General features: G+C 71.5%; 14 protein-coding genes. 13 read left to right on the plus strand and 1 reads right to left on the minus strand.

The features are described 5' to 3' along the window. Positions 1-41: 41 nt before the first annotated feature. The 3 genes from dacB to ABD240_RS10650 are packed head-to-tail and all read left to right on the plus strand — an operon-like array spanning position 42 to position 5,394. Positions 42-2,936 (plus strand): D-alanyl-D-alanine carboxypeptidase/D-alanyl-D-alanine endopeptidase, encoded by a 2,895-nt coding sequence (gene dacB, locus ABD240_RS10640; RefSeq protein WP_344337138.1) that lies wholly within the window; start codon positions 42-44, stop codon positions 2,934-2,936. Next, a complete protein-coding gene (locus tag ABD240_RS10645) occupies positions 2,933-4,030 on the plus strand; it encodes a zinc-dependent metalloprotease (RefSeq protein ID WP_291797499.1) in 1,098 nt (365 codons plus the stop codon). The genes dacB and ABD240_RS10645 overlap by 4 nt, the downstream gene beginning before the upstream one ends. Further along, positions 4,027-5,394: a tRNA lysidine(34) synthetase gene (locus ABD240_RS10650; protein WP_344337141.1), complete on the plus strand. Its 1,368-nt coding sequence runs from the start codon at positions 4,027-4,029 to the stop codon at positions 5,392-5,394. Before ABD240_RS10645 ends, ABD240_RS10650 begins: the two co-directional genes overlap by 4 nt. Positions 5,395-5,486: 92 nt before the next feature. Here the strand turns inward: ABD240_RS10650 and ABD240_RS10655 are convergent, their stop codons facing one another. Beyond that, positions 5,487-6,452 carry a DUF368 domain-containing protein gene (locus tag ABD240_RS10655; RefSeq protein ID WP_291797505.1) on the minus strand — a complete coding sequence of 322 codons (966 nt, stop codon included), beginning with the start codon at positions 6,450-6,452 and terminating at the stop codon, positions 5,487-5,489. Between the two features lie 288 nt (positions 6,453-6,740). Between ABD240_RS10655 and ABD240_RS10660 the strand changes: the two genes are divergently transcribed. From ABD240_RS10660 to ABD240_RS10705, 10 genes are all read left to right on the plus strand, one after another. Continuing rightward, entirely contained in the window at positions 6,741-8,177 is a 1,437-nt protein-coding gene (locus ABD240_RS10660; protein ID WP_291797508.1) for a short-chain fatty acid transporter, read from the plus strand. Positions 8,178-8,307: 130 nt separating this feature from the next. Then, positions 8,308-8,859, plus strand: a complete 552-nt coding sequence (gene hpt / locus ABD240_RS10665) for a hypoxanthine phosphoribosyltransferase (protein ID WP_291797511.1) — start codon at positions 8,308-8,310, stop codon at positions 8,857-8,859. A 76-nt stretch (positions 8,860-8,935) separates the two neighbouring features. After that, positions 8,936-11,224 (plus strand): ATP-dependent zinc metalloprotease FtsH, encoded by a 2,289-nt coding sequence (gene ftsH, locus ABD240_RS10670; RefSeq protein WP_291797515.1) that lies wholly within the window; start codon positions 8,936-8,938, stop codon positions 11,222-11,224. Continuing rightward, entirely contained in the window at positions 11,221-11,787 is a 567-nt protein-coding gene (gene folE, locus ABD240_RS10675) for a GTP cyclohydrolase I FolE (protein ID WP_291797518.1), read from the plus strand. The genes ftsH and folE overlap by 4 nt, the downstream gene beginning before the upstream one ends. Positions 11,788-11,792: 5 nt before the next feature. Then, a complete protein-coding gene (gene folP, locus ABD240_RS10680; protein ID WP_344337146.1) occupies positions 11,793-12,800 on the plus strand; it encodes a dihydropteroate synthase in 1,008 nt (335 codons plus the stop codon). Continuing rightward, positions 12,797-13,840 carry a 2-amino-4-hydroxy-6-hydroxymethyldihydropteridine diphosphokinase gene (gene folK / locus ABD240_RS10685; protein ID WP_291797523.1) on the plus strand — a complete coding sequence of 348 codons (1,044 nt, stop codon included), beginning with the start codon at positions 12,797-12,799 and terminating at the stop codon, positions 13,838-13,840. Before folP ends, folK begins: the two co-directional genes overlap by 4 nt. Continuing rightward, a complete protein-coding gene (locus ABD240_RS10690; RefSeq protein WP_291797526.1) occupies positions 13,837-14,334 on the plus strand; it encodes a DUF3180 family protein in 498 nt (165 codons plus the stop codon). The genes folK and ABD240_RS10690 overlap by 4 nt, the downstream gene beginning before the upstream one ends. Beyond that, positions 14,331-15,116: a PH domain-containing protein gene (locus ABD240_RS10695; protein WP_344337149.1), complete on the plus strand. Its 786-nt coding sequence runs from the start codon at positions 14,331-14,333 to the stop codon at positions 15,114-15,116. Before ABD240_RS10690 ends, ABD240_RS10695 begins: the two co-directional genes overlap by 4 nt. Continuing rightward, positions 15,113-16,972, plus strand: a complete 1,860-nt coding sequence (locus ABD240_RS10700) for a PH domain-containing protein (RefSeq protein ID WP_291797529.1) — start codon at positions 15,113-15,115, stop codon at positions 16,970-16,972. Before ABD240_RS10695 ends, ABD240_RS10700 begins: the two co-directional genes overlap by 4 nt. Further along, complete coding sequence (locus ABD240_RS10705; protein ID WP_291797531.1) at positions 16,969-17,877, plus strand: Rossmann-like and DUF2520 domain-containing protein; 909 nt, start codon at positions 16,969-16,971, stop codon at positions 17,875-17,877. The genes ABD240_RS10700 and ABD240_RS10705 overlap by 4 nt, the downstream gene beginning before the upstream one ends. Positions 17,878-17,939: the final 62 nt, after the last annotated feature.

Here is a 17,939-nt window from a genome sequence, read left to right on the forward strand (position 1 = left end):
AGCAGGGTGGGGACACCGCAGACCGTTGTGAGGGAGGCCGAGTGTCGGAGGCCACAGGCGAGGATCCGGACAACTCCCCGGAGAAGGAAGAGGCGAGCGCTACGCGGGCGCACGAGGACTCCTCGGGGGGTGCGGCTGACGCGGGGGAGTGCGCTGAACCCCTGGAGGACGGCGGCCCCGAGGACGCTGCGCAGGATGAGCCGGACGATTCCGGCCTCTCGGCCCAGAGCATGGCTGTCTCCGAAGGCGAGGAGGCTCCGCAGGTGACGGGGCAGGATCGTCAGGAGGACGAAGGGAATCCCGAGGCGGGCGGCCCGGGGGAGGACCATGACGAGGTGGGCGACGAGGACGTCCCTGCGGAGGGCCACGAGGACGTTTCCGGGCGGAATCCTGCGAGGGAGGGCGCTTCCGAGGCCGTGGGAGAGGCCGCCCCCGAGGCCGAGGCGGAGGGCATCCCCGAGGCGGAGGCGGGGGACATCCCCGAGGCGGGGGCGGACCTCGCTGAGCCCGGCTCCCAGGGCTCTCCCACCGATCCCGAGGAGGTTCCGGAGTCTCCGGAGGGCCGGTCTGAGGCCGTGACCGGCGCCGTGGCAGACCTCGAAGCAGTCGGCACCGACGAAGCCGCGTCCGATGCGACAGGATCCGAACGGGACGACACGGCCGCGTCCGAGTCGAGCGATGCGACTGCGTCCGAGCCGGACCTCTCGGAAGCCGAGGTGCGGGCGCATGACGCCGCTGTCCCTGCGCCCGACACGGGGCCGGAGGAGGAATCCGCTCCTGATCCCGCCCCCGATCCGGAGGGCGAACCCGTGGCCGGAACGCTGTCCGAGCAGGCCGCTGAGACAGAGCCGGATCAGTCACCTGAGCCGGCGGCCGTGCTGGAAGTCGCGTCCGAGCCTGAGTCGCAGGCCGAACGCGAAGCTGAGCCGGAGCGTGAGCCCGAGACTGAGACAGAGCCCGAGGCTGAGGATGAAGCCGCGTCTGCGGCCGGCAGTGAGACGGACGAGGAGGACACGGCGCTCCACGAGTCCGATGCGGTGCCCGTGCCCGCCCCCGGCCTTGAGACGAGCGAGGAGGTTGCCGCTGAGGGCTCATCCGAGTCCGAGGTCACCCCTGAGTCCGCCACCGAGGCGGCCACGGAGACTGCCTCTGAGTCGGAACCTGAGCCTGACCTGGAGCCTGCGCCTGACCCGGAATCTGAGCCTGACCCGGAATCTGAGCCTGACCTGGAGCCGGAGTCTGAGCTGGCTTCCGAGCCCGAGCCGGCACCCGAGCCCGAGTCCGAGGCCGGCAGGGAACCGGCGGCAGCGTCATCCTCCGAAGGCTCACCCGCGCCTGAAACAGCGCCTGAGCCCGAGGATGAGAGTGAGCCCGAGAGGGTGGTCGCGGACGCCGAATCCGCTGCCCCGGAACCCGCTGCCGCCTCCTCCGATGAGGGAGACCGCGAGGGAGCCCCCGTGCCGACAGCCCCTGCCGGTTCCCGCCGGAAGCGTCTGAGGTGGGGCGCGGCGGTGCTGGCAGCGGTGCTCGCCGGCTATGCGGCACTGGACGCCTATGACTACGTGCCCGGAGTGCTCACCACGGAACCGCAGCTCGAGGTGCAGTCGCTTCCTCACCCCCAGCCCTCTGCCTCGGAGGCCTCCGTCGCATCACCGCTGGCGGAGTCCGCCCCCATCCCGCAGCGGCTGGACGAACGTCTCGCCGCGGCCTTCGAGGATGCGGAGATCACCGGACGGTACAGCTATGACGTGCGCGACATGCTCACCGGCGAGGTGCTCGCCGACAGGGACGCCGACACGGCCCACACCCCCGCCTCGGTGACGAAGGTGCTGACGGGGGCCGCCGCGCTGGGGTCGATCGGCGCCAACGCGCACTTCACGACCCGCGCGGTCCTCTCGCCCTCCGGCGATGCTGACAGTGCTGCGGGTACCGCCGCCGGCGGTGCGGAGGTACCCGTCGGCATCCACCTCGTTGGCGGAGGCGATGTGCTCCTGGGCACCGGTGAGTCCGACTCGGACGCGGTCATGGGGCACGCCGGCCTGGCCACGCTGGCACAGGAGACGGCCGCCTCCCTCGCAGAGCGGGGGATCACCGCGGTGACGGTGGCCGCGGACCTGTCCCGCTACTCGGGCGACGGGTGGCACGACGGCTGGGAGCGCGCTGACGTGGGCAGCGGATTCATCACCCCCATCGCACCGCTCATGCAGGAGTCCGCCTTCGAATCCCCGGACCAGCGCTACTCGCCGCGCCAGGAGGACGCTCCGGCGGTCGCGCTCGCCACCTTCGCGGAGGCGCTCCGAGTGGCCGGCGAGGACGCCGGGCTCACGGTGGAGACCGCGGAACCCTCGGTCGCTCCGGACGGTGCGGAGGAGCTGGGCAGCGTCGACTCCGCGCCGGTCTCCGCCGTCGTGGACTTCATGCTCGGCCACAGCGACAACGTCGTGGCGGAGGTGCTGGGCCGGGAGGTGGCGGTGGCGCTGGGCCGTGAGGCGACCGCGGAGTCCGCGCCGCAGGCCGTCATCGAGGCGCTCGGCGCGCAGGGCATCCCCACAGGGTCCATCAGCCTCGCGGACACCTCGGGCCTCGACTACGCCAACCGCATCTCCGCGCACGATCTTACCGCGATCATCGAGAAGGCCGCCACCTCCGACGGCGACCTCTCCCTCCTGGTGCCGGCCATGCCCGTGGGCGGGTGGTCCGGCACCCTGGCCGAACGCTTCCGGGACGACTCCTCCCGGGCCGGTGCGGGGGTGGTCGTCGCGAAGACCGGCACGCTCTCCACCGTCTCCTCCCTCGCGGGCACCGTGCTCACGGCCGACGGCCGGCTCCTCGTCTTCTCGCTCATGGCCGACGAGATGGACCAGGGCACGGCCGGTGCCGCCCGGCAGAGCTTCGACGCGGCGTTGGCGAGCGTCGCCGGGTGCGGGTGCCCATGAGCGGCTTCGTGGACATCCGGCTGCTCGCGCGTACGGCGGCGGAGCTGGCCCCGGCCGGTCCGGCGCTGTCGCCGGACGCGATCGCCGAGGTGGTGGTACAGCTCCGCACCGCCGCCGAGACCTCCGTGGACCTCGTCCTCGACGTCATGCGCCTCGAACAGGGCCGTGCGGACGCCGCGCGTGCCCGGGCGGCCGCGGACCAGGTGCTCGTGGTGGACCGCTCGACCTGGGCCAAGGCGACGGCGCAGTCGATGGACGCGATGCTGGACCCCGTGGTGAGCCCACGCGTGCGGGAGGCTCTCGCCGGTGCACGGGTGGCCTCGAGCCTGGAGCTGGGAGGTGTGCTCGCGGTGCTGTCCACGCGGGTGCTGGGGCAGTTCGATCCCTTCGGGGGAGACGCGGGTGAGCCCGCGCGCGCCTCTGCCGGGGCAGCCGCTGCGCACGGGGGCGGTCCCGAGGCCGGACGCCTGCTTCTCGTCGCGCCCACCGTGGCGCAGACGGAGGTCTCGCTCCGCGTGCCTCCGCGCGACTTCCGGCTCTGGGTGGCCCTGCACGAATCGACCCACCGCATGCAGTTCGCGGCGGCACCGTGGCTGCGCGGTCATCTGCAGCAGCGGGCCGCGGATCTGCTCGATGCGGAGGCGGCCGAGGCCGGCTCCGGGGGTCTGCTCCCGATCCTCAGGCGCCTGCCGTCCGTGGTGCGCGGGGAGGCGGAGCTCATGGACCTTCTCACCGGGCCGGCGCAGAGGGCGGCGCTCGACGAGGTGGTCTCGGTGATGAGTCTGCTCGAGGGCCACGCGGACGTCGTCATGGACGCGGTGGGCACCGCGGTCCTCCCCTCGCTGCCGACGATCCGGCGCCGCTTCGAGGCCCGCCGCGATGCGGGGATCGGGCTGGCCGGTGTGCTCGGCCGCCTCGTGGGCGCCGACTCGAAGCTGCGGCAGTACCGGGAGGGCGCGACGTTCGTCCGCGGCGTCGTCCGGAGGGTGGGACATGCCGGGCTCGCCGCTGCCTTCGACTCCCCGCAGAACCTGCCCACGGGCGCGGAGCTCGCATCACCGCGCCTCTGGATCCGGCGGGTGCACGGGGAATGACGGAGGCACCGGGCGCGGGCGGTGCGGCGGGGATGCACGGGCGGTCCGAGGGCAGCGAGGCCGCCGCGGCCCAGGGGACCGGCCCTCGGCCCCGGCTGGATGCGGCCTCGGCGGCGATCCGCACCGCCCTGAGAGAAGCGCTGCGCGAGCTGGGACGAGGCCCCGGTCCGCACGGTGGACGGAGTGCCGCGGAGGAGAGGCGGGGCGCTGTGCGCGCGCGGACTGCCGAGGGGAGTCCGGCCCCCCTGCTGCTCGGGGTCTCCGGCGGGGCCGATTCGCTCGCGCTGGCCTCGGCGGCGGCCTTCCTCCACCGCAGGGGAGAGGCGGCCTTCCTCGCCTGCACGGTGGACCACGGGCTGCAGGAGGGCTCCGCAGCGGTCGCACGTGCGACGGTGGGAATCCTCGAGGAGATGGGCCTGCCCGCAGTGAGCGTGCGGATCGACGAGGGTGATGCAGACCGCGGAGCGGCCGCAGACCCCGTGGCGGAAGGACCTGCGGTGGGAGGCTCCGCGGCGGGAGGCACCGAGGTGGGCGGCACTGCTGACAGGCGCGGCCCTGGAACAGGAGGTGTCGAAGCGGCAGGCACCGCAGCCAGCGGCGGCGAGCTGCACGGCGGAACCGGGGGTGTCGAAGCACGGGCGCGTCGCGGACGGTACGCGGCGCTCGCCCGCATCGCACGCGCGCACGGCTGCCTGCGCGCGGACGGCCTTCCGCTCGTCCTCACCGCACACACGGAGGACGACCAGGCGGAGACCGTGCTGTTGGGGCTGATGCGGGGATCGGGACCGCGGTCGCTGGCGGGGATGGCCGCGGCCGCGGATCTCGCCACCTCAGCCGGTGCGGTGCGGATCCTGCGGCCGCTGCTGGGCATCACCCGTGCACAGACGCGTGCCAGCTGTGCCGCACAGAGGTTGCCGTTCTGGGACGACCCGATGAACGAGGACCCCGGCTTCGCCCGCGTGCGCGCCCGGCAGCTGCTCCGGAGGTTCGAGGACGAACTGGGGCAGGGCCTGCGGCCCAACCTCGCGCGCACTGCCCGGCTGCTGCGCGATGACGCCGACTGCCTCGACGCGCAGGCGGCCGAGGCGTACGAACGGCTCCGGGAACCGGGCGCCCCGGGTCTTCCCGTCCCCGCGCTGGCGGAGCTGCCCGCCGCCGTGCGGAGCCGGGTGCTGCGCCTGTGGCTGCTGGACGCGGGGGCGAGCGCGCAGGAGCTCACCGCCGAGCACGTGCGCCGGGTGGACGCGCTCGTGGGGGCCAGCGGCGGGCCTCGGCGAAGGATCTCCGTCCCGGGTGCGCTCGCGGCGGTGGTGCGTGGCGGGCGGCTTGTCGTGGAGGCCGCAGCGGTTCCGCCCCGTGGATGACTCCCGCTTCTCCTCCCGGAAGCCCGCAACTCACACGAGATTCGCGGGTGTCCAGGCGAGAAGCGGGTGTGAACCGAGGAGCCGGCGCGGGCTCAGCGGCTCAGCTGCGAGGCGCGTGTGATGCGGTGGGACACGAAGAGGGTGAGGACCACGAAGAGCGCCCCCACCGCCATGAAGATCACGGGCCCGGAGATCTCACCGCCGGTGTACGGCCCGCCGCCCGGTTGCCACGGCCACAGGGCGCGCAGCGATCCGGCCATGAGTCCGGCCATGACGGCCACCGCGATGTGCGGGGCCTTCTCCAGTGCGGCCATGAGGAGCTGAACCACGCTGGCGAGGCCCACCACCGCGCCCAGGCCGAACACGCCGATGTACGCGAGGTCCCTCTCGCTCACCGCCTGCAGGGTGGGAGCGTAGAGGCCCATCGCCAGGAGCAGGAACGAGCCGGAGACGCCCGGCACCACGAGCGCGCAGATGGCCACGGCGGCGGCGAGGAAGACGACCACGTAGGACGGGTCCTCCTGATCGCCGTCGGTGGCGAGTCCGGTGAGGAAGAAGGCCGCCGCGGCGCCGGCGAGGAAGAGTACCACGTGGATGGCGCGCAGCCTTCCCTTCCAGCTCACCAGCTGCAGCGGGGCGCCGATTCCCAGCAGGACGATGCCGAAGAACAGGCCCAGTGCGCTGAGCGGATGCGCCTCCACGAGGTCATGGATGGGACCCGCGAGCAGCAGCACAGCAGCACCCATGCCCAGGACCAGCGGGATCGCCAGCCGCCAGTCGGCCTTCCCCAGTTCTTCGCGGAACACCCCGCCGCGGCCTCGTGCGAGGGCCTTCGCCGCACGCACCACATGGTTGGCCGAGGCGATGAGCGGGGTGTAGACGCGCACGATCATGGCGATGGTCGAGCCGGACACCCCGGGCACCAGTTCGGTGATGCCGATGAGGAAGCCGCGGAGCACGTCCAGGGGGAGCAGCGCCCATCGTCGCGGAGCTACGCGCGGGTGCGGCTCAGCTGCTGGATCGGCCGGGAGATGTGTGGAGTGCGCGGAGTGGCTCACAGGGTTCCTCGGATGGTATGCGGGGTGGTGGCGATGCAGGAGAACATTATTCCCTCTTCCGGAGGCCTGGGCATCCGGGGCACACTCACGGTCTCCGAGCCAGCAGCCACGGTCTACGTGTACATTCATCATCGCCTGCTCAGATATGGCACTCGTCATACTCATGGCTCGTTATACGTAAACTACGGGAACAGGATATGAAGAGTGACGGGCACCCCAGGTGGGAGCAGTGGCGACCTCCACGGGCGGTGGCTGCCCGGTTGCCCCGAAAAGCAGGAGAGTCGGAGAATGACACAGGCAACGTCCACGGACCAACCCACGGGCACGGTGCTCTCACGGGCCATGCGCCCGCTGAACACCGTCATCGAGCGGATCATTCCCTCGGCGCTGACCTTCGCGATCGTCCTGACTCTCGTGGTGATGGTGCTTGCATGGGTACTGACCGGAACCCCCTTGATCTCGTTTGCTGATCGCGATACGACTATCGCGGCGGTTGTGAGCGGCGAGGTGCTGCCGCCAGACATCATCACCGCGTGGGGGCAGGGTCTGTCCGGTCTGCTCGCCTTCATCACCCAGATCGCACTGGTGCTGCTGCTGGGCCATGCTCTGGCCCACACTCGACCAGCAGCCCGGTTCTTCAAGTGGGTCTCGAGCCTGCCCAAGACCCCGATGGCGGCCTATCTGCTGGTCTTCGGTGTGGCCGCGGTTGCGAACCTGTTCTCCTGGGGGCTGGGCCTCGTCGTCGGCGCACTACTGGCTGTACAGGTAGCCAAGTATGGGCGCCGTAACGGGCTCCGTCTGCATTTCCCCATGCTCGTCGCAGCGGGATTCTCCGCCAATGTGTTGTGGCACATGGGCTACTCCGGCTCTGCACCGCTGTCCATGACTGATCCGAACAACCCGGTGGCTGCCGGGTTCGGTGGCACGATCCCGCTGAGTGAGACCACCTATGCGGGATGGAACCTCGTCGCAGTGGTGCTCGTGGCAGCCGCGGTGACGCTCGCGATCGTGCTCGTGGCACCGCGGGAGAAGGATCTGATTGCACAGATGCCGGACACCGGTGAGGACGCTGCCGAGGAAGCCGACGAGGTGCTCACCCCGGCTGATCGGATCGATGCCAGCCGAATCCTCACTACCGTGCTCGGCGTGCTGGTGATCGTGTTCATCATCGTGTACTTCGTGCGTGGTGGGGCGATGGACATCAACATGGTTAACTGGACGTTCCTGGCACTGCTGCTGCTGCTCGTCAAAGGGCCCTTCGAGCTGTCCCGGCTGGTACGGAATGCGGCGGCGAACGTGGGGGAGATCCTGCTGCAGTTCCCGCTCTATGCAGGGATCATGGGCATCATGTCCGGAACTGGGCTCATCCAGATCCTCTCTGATGCGATAGTCTCCGTAGCCTCGCCGGCAACCTTCGGACTGCTTGCGGTGCTCAGCGCGGGAATCGTGAACGTTTTCGTGCCTTCCGGCGGCGGGCAGTTCGCAGTCCAGGGGCCTGTTCTGCTTGACGCTGCCGGACAGCTCGGGGTTGACCCTGCGATTCCAGTGATGGCGATTGCCTACGGCGATGCCTGGACAAACATGATCCAGCCCTTCTGGGCAATCCCTGTCCTGGCGATCGCAGGTTTGAAGATCCGTGACATCCTCGGGTACACGACCGTCACACTGTTTGCCTCCGGTGCGGTATTCCTCGGCGTCATGCTGTATCTGGGCCTCACGGCCTGAGACCACCAGTCTGGAGTCCACTAGAGTTGGGGAGGATCTGAGCAGATACACGCAGACACGGGCACGAGCCACGCGCTGAGACGGCTGGCGAAGGTGAGACGTGTGTGCAGCTTCGCATGAGGAGTAACAGGTGGACGAGAAGGACCTTGGCGACGACATCACGACCATCCACGCGACGGAGGCGCAGATCAAGCACCGCCTGGCGGAGATGGCCGCGGACATCGACCGTGACTACCGGGGTAAGGACGTCCTCCTTGTGGGCGTGCTCAAGGGCGCGGTCATGGTGATGGCGGACCTCGCCCGCGCTCTGCACCTGCCGGTGCGCATGGACTGGATGGCGGTGTCCTCCTACGGCTCCGGCACCAAGTCCTCCGGGGTGGTGCGCATCCTCAAGGACCTGGACACGGACCTCAAGGACCAGCACGTCCTCATCGTCGAGGACATCATCGACTCCGGCCTCACGCTCTCCTGGCTGCTGGCCAACCTCAAGTCCCGCGGCGCGGCCTCGGTGGAGATCTGCACCATGCTCCGCAAGCCCGAGGCTGCGAAGGTGGAGATCGACGTGAAGTACGTCGGCTTCGACGTGCCCAACGAGTTCGTGATCGGCTACGGACTGGACTTCGCGGAGCGGTACCGGAACGTCCCCTTCGTCGCCACGCTCGCCCCGCACGTCTACAGCTGAGCGCGCGCAGCCGTCCCACATCTGCACCGGCTAGGCTTGCCGGGCTTCCCACACCCTCATGCCCCAGAGAGGACACATGGCTGAAACCGCTGACCGCAAGCCCGACCTGAAGAAGGCCTCACGGGGGCCCTTCTCCTGGGTGCTGCTTGCGCTGCTGATCATCGCGGTCGGCTTCATGTTCACCAGTGGCGGCGGCTTCCAGCGCATCGACACGGAACAGGGCCTCCAGCTCCTGGAGGACGGCAAGGTCGAGCAGGCGAAGATCGTCGACCGCGACCAGCGTGTGGACCTCATCCTCACCGAGGACTACGAGTTCGAGAAGAAGGACTACGGCAAGCGCGTCCAGTTCTTCTACGTCGAGCAGCGCGGTGAGCAGATCGTCGAGGCCGTCGACTCGGCCGCGCCGGAGCTGGGCTACACGGACGACGTGCCGCAGCAGTCGTGGTTCACCTCGCTGCTCATCAACCTCATTCCCTTCCTGCTCATCTTCGGCGTCCTCTGGTTCCTCCTCTCCCGCATGAGCGCCGGTGGCGGCGGCATCATGAATGTGGGCAAGTCCCGCGCCAAGCTGGTGAACAAGGAGAATCCGGACGTCACCTTCAAGGACGTCGCCGGCGTGGACGAGGCGCTGGAGGAGCTCGAGGAGATCAAGGAGTTCCTCGCGGAGCCGGACAAGTTCCAGGCGGTGGGGGCCAAGATCCCCAAGGGAGTGCTCCTGTACGGCCCTCCGGGCACCGGCAAGACCCTGCTGGCCCGTGCGGTCGCCGGCGAGGCCGGAGTGCCGTTCTACTCGATCTCCGGTTCGGACTTCGTGGAGATGTACGTGGGCGTGGGCGCCTCCCGCGTGCGCGACCTCTTCAAGCAGGCCAAGGACAACTCACCCTGCATCATCTTCATCGACGAGATCGACGCGGTGGGCCGGCAGCGCGGCGCCGGCATGGGCGGCGGACACGATGAGCGCGAGCAGACCCTCAACCAGATGCTCGTGGAGATGGACGGCTTCGACTCGTCCACCAACGTCATCCTCATCGCCGCGACCAACCGCCCGGACGTACTGGACCCGGCGCTGCTGCGCCCCGGCCGGTTCGATCGGCAGATCCAGGTCGAGGCCCCGGACATGAAGGGCCGCAAGCACATCCTCGAGGTCCATGCCGAGGGCAAGCCCCTGGCCCCCGAGGTCGACCTCGCCCAGGTGGCGAAGCGCACCCCCGGCTTCTCCGGCGCGGATCTCGCCAACGTCCTCAACGAGGCGGCGCTGCTGACCGCGCGCGCCGGCAAGTCGATCATCGACAACGCGATCGTGGACGAGGCGATCGACCGCGTCATCGCGGGACCGCAGAAGCGCACGCGCCTCATGAACGACAAGGAGCGCCTCGTCACCGCCTATCACGAGGGCGGCCACGCCCTCGTCGCGGCGGCGATGAACCAGACGGATCCCGTCACCAAGGTGACGATCCTGCCGCGCGGGCGCGCGCTCGGCTACACCATGGTGCTGCCGAGTGAGGACAAGTACTCGACCACCCGCAATGAGCTGCTGGACCAGATGGCCTATGCGATGGGCGGCCGCGTGGCGGAGGAGCTCGTGTTCCACGATCCCACCACGGGCGCGGCCAACGACATCGAGAAGGCCACGGACATCGCGCGCAAGATGGTCACCCAGTACGGCATGAGCGGCCGGATCGGCATGGTGAAGATCGGCGGCGACACCTCGGAGCCGTTCGCCGGACGCGGTGCCGGGGGCGGGGGAGACGGTGCCGCGGACGCCACCCGCTTCAGCATCGACGAGGAGATCCGCCTGCTCATCGACGCCGCGCACGAGGACGCCTACAACGCGCTCAACGCCAACAGGGACGTGCTGGACGCCCTGGCCTACGAGCTCCTCGAGAAGGAGACACTGGACCAGGCGGAGCTCTCCGCGATCTTCGCCCCCGTCGTCAAGCGCGCGCCGCGCGACGTGTGGCTGGCGCACGGCGACCGTCCCGTCTCCTCGCGCGGTCCCATCGACCCGCCCGCGCCGCGTGCGCACAACGGCGACGAGGCCGAGGCCGGGGGAGCCGCCGGGGTCGCCGAACGCTCCACTGCCGCTGAGCAGACCCCGGGCGCGGAGACCGCAGCGGCACCCGGGCAGGCTCCGGGCGCGGAGGCCGGCGCACCCGCGCAGGGCGCGGACGCTCCGGGGACGGCCCCGGACTCCGGGGCGGAGTCCCCGGACGACGACTGGCGGTCCAGGATCCTGGGCACCGCGGGCACCGGGAGCACACGGACCTTCGGTGAGCAGCCGCAGGATGCGGACGAGGAGCCGACCCAGGACGACCGGCACCCCGGTGACGGCCGTGACGACGAGCAGGAGGGCCCGCGCGCATGAGCGTCGACCACGCACGCATCGAGGCCGCCGTCCGGGAGATCCTCGCCGCGGTGGGCGAGGACCCGGACCGGGACGGCCTCCAGGACACCCCCGCGCGGGTGGCGCGCGCCTACGAGGAGGCCTTCTCCGGACTGGCCCAGGACGCGGGCGAGGTCCTCGGGACGCAGTTCGACATCGGCTTCGACGAGATGGTCCTGGTCCGCGACATCGCCATGTACTCCACGTGCGAGCACCACCTGGTGCCCTTCCACGGCGCGGCCCACATCGGCTACATCCCCGGTCCGGAGGGCAAGGTCACCGGCCTGTCCAAGCTCGCGCGTCTCGTGGAGGTGTTCGCGCGGCGCCCGCAGGTGCAGGAGCGCCTCACCACGCAGATCGCGGACGCGCTGGTGGAGCACCTGGACCCGCGCGGTGTGATCGTGGTGGTGGAGGCGGAGCACCTCTGCATGTCGATGCGCGGGGTGAAGAAGCCCGGCTCCTCGACCATCACGTCCGCGGTGCGCGGACAGCTGCGCGACGCCGCGTCCCGTTCCGAGGCGATGAGCCTCATCCTCCGGAGGTGAGTTCCGTGCCCCAGCCGCAGGCAGCCGTCGCCGCTCCCGCACCGGGGGAGCGCACGCAGATCATGGGCGTCCTCAACGTCACTCCGGATTCGTTCTCCGACGGCGGACGCTGGTACAACCACGCCGACGCCGTGGACCACGGCTTCTCCCTGCTGGCCGGGGGCGCTGACATCATCGACGTGGGCGGCGAGTCCACGCGCCCGGGGGCCGCGCGCGTCTCCGAGGAGGAGGAGCTGGGCCGCGTGGTGCCGGTGGTCCGCGAACTCGCCCGCGACGGCGCCGTCATCAGCGTCGACACGATGCGTGAGACGGTGGCGCGGGCAGCGCTGGATGCCGGGGCCGCGATCGTCAACGACGTCTCCGCGGGGCAGAGCGAGCCGGGTATGCTCGCGCTCGCGGCCGAGGCCGGGGTCCCGATCATCCTCATGCACTGGCGGGGGCATCTGGGGGACACCTCTGTGAAGCCGCACTACGCGGACACCGTCGCCGAGGTCGCGGGAGAGCTCGAGGACCGCGTGCGCGCGGCGCTGGCCCAGGGCGTGTCGCGTGAGCAGATCGTGCTGGACCCGGGACTCGGGTTCTCCAAGAACGCCCGGCACAACTGGGACCTGGTGAGCAGACTGGACGTGTTCGCAGGCATGGGCATGCCGCTGCTCGTCGCCGCCTCCCGCAAGCGCTTCCTGTCCGCGCTGGTCGCGCCGGACCCGTCCGAGACGGCTGCGCTGGAGGACAGGGACTCGGCCACCGCCGCGCTCACGGTGCTCGCCGCGCAGGCCGGTGCGTGGGCGGTGCGCGTCCACGAGCCGCGCTCCTCGCGGATCGCCGCGGACGCCGTGCACCAGGCGCAGCTCGCGTACGCCCGCACGGCCGCGAGCGCACGGGTGCGGGAAGCCGGCACACGCCTGGCCGGCTCGGAGGCGGGTACGGTGCCGGAGGCGGAGCCCGGACCCGCGCCGCGCGGTTCTGCGGCAGAGCGGGGTCCGGGAGCACAGCCGGGGGACGAGGCGCGATGAGCGACGATGTCATCACCCTCACGGGCCTGACCGCCCGCGGCCGTCACGGCGTGTTCGAGTTCGAGAAGCGCGAGGGCCAGGACTTCCGTGTGGACGTGGAGCTCCACGGCGATCTCTCCGCGCCGGCGGCGAGCGACGACCTGGCGGACACGGCGGACTACGGTGCCTTGGCCGACGCCCTCGTGGAGATCGTCACGGGGGAGCCCTACGACCTCATCGAGGCGCTGGCCGGGGCGCTGGTGGACAGGTGCCTCGAATTCGCGCCCGAGGCCCGGGTCACCGTCCACAAGCCGCAGGCGCCCATCGCCCACGAGTTCGCGGATGTGTCCGTGTCTCTGCACCGGCGGCGGGGGATGCGCGCGGGAGCTGCGGCCTCGGGCTCCCGCGAGACGACCGCGGAGGGCGTGGCACCGGCCGGGCCTGCCCCGGACGGCGGTCCGGCGCGCAGTGCGAGCGGCACGTCCGGGCACGTCTACGAGGCGGTCGTGGCCCTGGGTGCGAATCTGGGGGATGCCTGCGCCGCACTGCAGGATGCCGCGCACGCGCTCTCCCTCCACCCGCGCATCGACCTGCGGGCCGGCTCCTCCGTCTATGTGACGGCACCGGTGGGCGGAGTGGAGCAGCCCGACTTCCACAACGCCGCCGTGGTCGTGCGCACTGCGCTGCCCCCGCGCGAGCTGCTCTCCGTGTGCCAGGGCATCGAAGCGGCCGCCGGCCGGACGCGGGAGATCCGCTGGGGCCCGCGCACCCTCGACCTCGATCTCATCAGTGCGCGGACGCTCCCCGCCTCTGGTGCCGCGGAGGAACCGGTCACCTGGCGGGACGAGGTCCTCGTCCTGCCGCATCCGCTGGCCGGGGAGCGTGCCTTCGTGCTGGCACCGTGGGCGGAGCTGCAGCCGGACGCCGTCGTGGAGACGCCGGCCGGCGTGCGCACGGTGGCAGAGGCATGCGCCGCGGCTCCGGACGCGGCAGGGATCCGGCGCACGGGGGAGAGCGTGCTCGCGTCCGCCCGGCCGTTCACGGAGCAGGCGGAGACATGAACCGCACGCGCGTGAGCCAACTGGCCCTCTGGGGTGCGGTGGGCCTCGTCGCGGACCTCGGGGTCCACATCCTCCTGGAGCGCTCCGGAGCTGCGCTGCCGCAGGTGCCGTGGCCGGCGATCGTGGGGATGGTCGCGCTCTCGCTGGTCCTCCTCCTGCTGGGGTGGCCCATCAAGCAGTGGCGCGACGGGGACCGGGAGACGGAGATCGATCCCGTCAAGGCCGCACGTGTGGCGATGCTGGCCAAGGCGGCCGCTCTCGCGGGGGCCGTCCTCACGGGTTGGTACGCTGGCGCTTCCGTCTATCTCCTCGCCTCGGCCTCCGGGGTGCGCGCCGGGGAGGGGCTGGGGATGCTCGCCGCGGTGGGCGCGGCGGCCCTCCTCATGATGACAGGGCTCATCGTGGAGTCCTTCTGCTCCCTCCCGCCGGGCGGCCCGCGCTCCGGCGGCCCCGACGACCGACCGCACACAGACCCACCGGAGGTTCCGGCATGAGCACCCCGCAGCCCTTCCCGCAGCAGGGACCGCACCAGGGCGCGGTGCCGCACGGCGCACCGCAGAATCCGTCACAGCAGCAGGACCCGCCGCCGCACGGCGCACCGCAGCCGCAGCACGGCTCACCGCAGCCGCCGCTGGGACAGTCACCGCAGTTCAGCGCCGCGCAGCACGCAGGAGGTGTGCAGCCGCAGCACGCCGCACCGCAGCCGCCGCACGCGGCACCCGCGCAGCCCGCGGCACCACAGCAGCCGGCGGCACCACAGCAGCCGGCATCGCGGCCCCGGACGCCCGCCGGTACGGGCGCACTGAACCCGGTGAGCCCCGCGTACGTGAAGGTGAAGCTGCTCGGGTCCGCGATCGGCTCGGGGATCTGCGTGCTCGTCACGGCAGGGGCCGGAGTGGCCGGGATCATCGCCTCTCTCACGTGGCTCACCTGGCTCGGCTTCGCGCTGGCTGCGGCGTTCGTGATCGGCTTCGTCATCGAGGCCGTCGTCACCGTGCGCCAGGTGAAGGCGATCGGATACCTGCAGCGGCCCGGCGACCTCCTCATCCAGCGCGGCATCCTCTTCCGTCAGACGACGGTGGTGCCCTACGGCCGTCTCCAGTACGTGGAGGTGAGCGCCGGACCGCTCCTGCGCGCCGCCGGTCTCGCCTCCCTGGAGCTGCACACGGCCTCGGCCTCGACCGATGCCTCGCTCCCGGGCCTGCCGCGGGCGGAGGCGGAGGCGCTCCGCGACTCCCTCGCCGAACGCGGCGCATCGAAGCTGGCGGGGCTGTGAGCGCCGCGGCCGGGCCCCCGCAGAGCGAGGGGGAGTGGAAGCACGTCCATCCGCTCACGCCGGTCCTCAAGGGCGGAGCCGGCATCGTGGCGGCTTTCGGTGTGGCGTTCTACATCGTCCTGCAGAATCTGCAGGACATCGCCCAGTCGCTCGTGGTGGACGCCGTCGGAGGGGAGTCCGAGGACACCGGCTTCTTCGAGGGCATCGGCCTGCTCGGCCCGTTCTTCCGCGAGCACCCGGGCTATGTGCTCGCCGGCCTCGGTGTGCTCCTCCTCGTCCTGGCGGTCATCGGCCTGGGCCTCTGGCTCAGCTGGAGGGCCATGCGGTATCGCATCGACGCCGCCGGAGTGCACCTGCGCACGGGAGTGCTGTCCAAGAAGGAGAAGTCGGCCTCGCACGACCGGGTGCAGTCCGTGGACATCTCGCTCCCCTTCCTCCCTCGCCTGCTGGGGCTCGCGTCGCTGGTCTTCGACGTGGCCGGCGGCGCGGACTCGGACGTGACGATCTCCTACCTCAAGCGGAGCCGGGCGGAGGAGCTGCGGGAGGAGATCCTCTCCCATCTCCGCGGACTGCGCGCCGGTCCTCAGGGCACCTCGCAGCCGGGAGCCTCTTCCCGGGCCGGAAGATCTGCCGAGGCCGGAGCCGGTGCGGGGGCAGCCCCCGGCGCCGCGGACGGCACGGAGGGCGAACAGCCGGGCACGGGTCCGGTCGCCCCCGGGAGCGCGGGACCGGGGCACGAGGATGCGCAGACCCCGGGCGACGACGCGCGCGCCGCTGCTGCGGCGGACGCACCGCTCGGCCAGCGCCTCGTGAGCCGCCGGAGGCTGCAGGACCTGCAGCACGGTCTGCAGCACGAGGCCACAGGGGTGGCCGAGGACCTCAGCGCCACTCTTGCGGAGCTGCTCGCGCCCTACCGGCTGCAGCCGCAGGCGGAGGCGGAGGGCCGCCTGGTGCGGGTGCCCTTCCACCGGCTCATGGCCTCGGCGGCGCTGTCGACGGTGATGCTGATGAGCGTGCTGGGCATCGTCCTCCTCGCCGTGCTCGTCATTCTCCTCTTCGTGTTCGTGGGCCCGGAGGCGGGCGGGCCCACGCTGGGCGGTCTCATCCCCGCCGTGATCGCGATCGCGAGCGTCTTCCGCAGCGAGGCCTCGCTCGCGAACTTCTCCGTGGCCGTCACGCAGGACGGCCTGCGTGTGAGCCACGGGCTGGCCTCGACGACCAACAGGATCATCCCGCTGGACCGGATCCAGGCCGTCAAGCTCACCCAGCCCGTGCTGTGGCGGATCCCCGGCTGGTGGCGGGCGACCTTCACCCTGGCCTCGGAGGGCAGATCCGACGACCAGGCGCAGTCCGTGCTCCTGCCGGTGGGAGGCGTGGACGACGTCATGCTCATGCTCGGACTGGCGATGCCGGACCCCCGCACCGCGCCGGGTACGGATGCACGGGAGCTCGTGCTCGCGGGGATGCAGGGGCCGATGGCGGGGGAGGCGCCTGGCGGCGCCGAGTCGCAGTTCTGCGGACGGCCGCGGGCCTCCCGCTGGCTGGACCCGTTCACCTGGAGGCGGAACGCCCATGCGCTCACCGGGACCTTCGCGCTCATCCGCTCCGGGCGACTGACGCGGACGCTGGAGTTCGTCCCTCACGCCCGGGTGCAGTCCATGCGCCTGCACCAGGGCCCGCTGCAGCGGGGACTGGGGCTCTCGAGCATCCAGCTCCACATCTCTCCCGGGCCCATCACACCCCAGCTGTTCCACCTGGAAGCCGCGGACGCCGCCCGGCTGTTCGAGGAGCACGCCCAGCGGACGCGGCTCGCGCGTGAGGAGCTGGACACGGAACTGGAAGGACGGAAGCGATGAATCACGAGGACGGCACCCGCCTGGGCGTGGGGATCGTGGGCGTGGGCAGGGTGGGCGCCGTCATGGGTGCCGCCCTGCGCGAGGCCGGTCACCAGATCGTGGGGGTGAGCGCAGGCTCGGAGGCGAGCCGGGAGCGCGCGGACGCCCTGCTGCCCGGTGCGCCGATCCTGGACGTGGAGACCCTCGTGGGCCGGTCCGAGCTGATCCTGCTCACCGTCCCGGACGACGAGATCGCCCCGCTGGTGGAGGGCCTCGCCGCGCTGGGCCGCTTCAGCGCGGGGCAGATCGTCATGCACTGTGCCGGACGGCACGGACTCGACGTGCTCGCTCCCGCCGCCGCGGCGGGCGCGATCCCGCTGGCGCTCCACCCCTCACTGGCGTTCACCGGGACGAGCATGGATCTGCCGCGGCTGCGGGAGGCGACGATCGGTGTGACGGCGCCCCGGCACGTGCTGCCCATCGGGCAGGCGCTCGTCGTGGAGATCGGCGCAGAGCCGGTGGTGCTCAAGGAGGCGGACCGCGCCCTCTACCACGCCGCGATCGCCCACGCGGCCAATCACACGGCGGTGATCGTCGCCCAGGCGATGGACGTCCTGCGGGAGGTGGGGGTCGAGGACCCGGCCCGCGTGCTGAGCTCCCTGGTGCACGCGAGCGCCTCCAACATCCTGCAGTCCGGGCCGCAGGCGCTCACCGGCCCCGTGAGCCGCGGCGACGTCGGCACGGTGCGCGCCCACATGGAGGCCCTCGCGGAGTACGCCGTGAGCGCGGATTCTGCGGAGGTGAGGGACTCCTACGCGGCGATGGGCAGGGCGACCACCGCTCGGGCACTGGCCAACGGCACCGTGGACGAGCCGCGTGCGGCCGCGCTCATGGACGTGCTGGGCGAGGGCGGGCCCCGGGACTGAGAGCCCGCGCGGCTGCGTGCCCCCTCGCCGTTTACCGTGCGGAGGAGTCCGCGCGGTAGCCT

The sequence above is a fragment of the Brevibacterium salitolerans genome (assembly GCF_039531405.1).
Classification (GTDB): Bacteria; Actinomycetota; Actinomycetes; order Actinomycetales; family Brevibacteriaceae; genus Brevibacterium; species Brevibacterium salitolerans.

Coding starts and splice junctions, on each gene's coding strand:
- ABD240_RS10645 (WP_291797499.1), top strand. CDS start 2,933: ATGAGCGGCTTCGTGGACATCCGGCTGCTCGCGCGTACGGCGGCGGAG.
- ABD240_RS10650 (WP_344337141.1), top strand. CDS start 4,027: ATGACGGAGGCACCGGGCGCGGGCGGTGCGGCGGGGATGCACGGGCGG.
- ABD240_RS10660 (WP_291797508.1), top strand. CDS start 6,741: ATGACACAGGCAACGTCCACGGACCAACCCACGGGCACGGTGCTCTCA.
- ftsH (WP_291797515.1), top strand. CDS start 8,936: ATGGCTGAAACCGCTGACCGCAAGCCCGACCTGAAGAAGGCCTCACGG.
- folE (WP_291797518.1), top strand. CDS start 11,221: ATGAGCGTCGACCACGCACGCATCGAGGCCGCCGTCCGGGAGATCCTC.
- folK (WP_291797523.1), top strand. CDS start 12,797: ATGAGCGACGATGTCATCACCCTCACGGGCCTGACCGCCCGCGGCCGT.
- ABD240_RS10690 (WP_291797526.1), top strand. CDS start 13,837: ATGAACCGCACGCGCGTGAGCCAACTGGCCCTCTGGGGTGCGGTGGGC.
- ABD240_RS10695 (WP_344337149.1), top strand. CDS start 14,331: ATGAGCACCCCGCAGCCCTTCCCGCAGCAGGGACCGCACCAGGGCGCG.
- ABD240_RS10705 (WP_291797531.1), top strand. CDS start 16,969: ATGAATCACGAGGACGGCACCCGCCTGGGCGTGGGGATCGTGGGCGTG.